The following is a 1,008-nucleotide window of genomic DNA, read 5'->3' as shown; positions in this document are numbered from 1 at the left end:
TAGGCGCTGTTTCTCGGATCATGTGCGGAGCCAGATGATGAGTGCTGCGAGGGTGACGGTACCGAGGTAGACGTAGGCCCGTTTCTCGTAGCGGGTGGCGACCGCCCGGAAGCCTTTCAGGCGGTTGATGGCACGTTCGACGGTGTTGCGTTTCTTGTAGTGCTCGCTGTCGAATCCGGTGGGGCGGCCGCCTCGGGAGCCGCGTTTGAGCCGGTGTCTGCGCTGGTCCCGCCGCTCGGGAATGGTGTGGGCAATGCCGCGTCGTCGCAGGTAGCGGCGGTTGTGCCGCGACGTGTAGGCCTTGTCGGCCAGCACGTGGTCGGGCCGGGTGCGGGGCCGTCCCACTCCGGTGCGCGGTACGGCTATCTGCCCCAGCACGGGCTCGAGTTGGGGGCCGTCTCCGTAGTGGCCGGGAGTCAGCAGGAGCGCGAGGGGGCGGCACCGCCCGTCGGCGGCAAGATGGATTTTGGTGGTGAAGCCCCCGCGGGAGCGTCCCAGGCATTCGCCGATGTCACCACCTCCTCCAGTCGGATGGTCAGTTTCCGCAGGACCGGATCGGGCTGGTTCGTCCCCGCGCGGGCCCCCTTTTGAGGGACCGCGGCCGGCGGGGCCTTCCTCGCGCCGGCGGCATGCTGGTGGGCTCGCACTGACGTGGAGTCCACCGACACGTCCCAGTCGACCTCACCTGCCGCGTCCTGTGCGGCCTGGACCTGTGACAGCAGCATCTTCCAGGTGCCGTCGGCTGACCAGCGGCGATGACGCTTGTAGGCGGTCTCCCAGGGACCGAACCGCTCAGGCAGATCCCTCCACTGCACACCCGTCCGCACTCGGTAGAGCACCCCGTTGATCACCCGCCGATGGTCACTCCACCGGCCTCCACGCGTACCACCCCGAGGCAGGAACGACTCCAGCCGGTCCCACTCCGCGTTCGTTAAATCTCCACGGCCCATCTCTCCAGCCTGGCCCCAACAGCCCTGCTAGGTCAGGAGATCCGAGAAACAGCGCCTA

Annotated in this window: 1 pseudogene; it reads right to left on the bottom strand. The window is 67.9% G+C overall.

The features are described 5' to 3' along the window. Positions 1-18 precede the first annotated feature (18 nt). Positions 19-950 (bottom strand): annotated as a pseudogene (locus ACFWU3_RS36455) (IS5 family transposase). Between the last annotated feature and the right edge of the window lie 58 nt (positions 951-1,008).

The sequence above is a fragment of the Streptomyces sp. NPDC058685 genome (assembly GCF_042714725.1).
In the GTDB taxonomy this organism is placed as follows: Bacteria; Actinomycetota; Actinomycetes; order Streptomycetales; family Streptomycetaceae; genus Streptomyces.
Note: the sequence above shows the minus strand (reverse complement) of the source record. Positions and strands in the feature narration are given on the sequence as shown.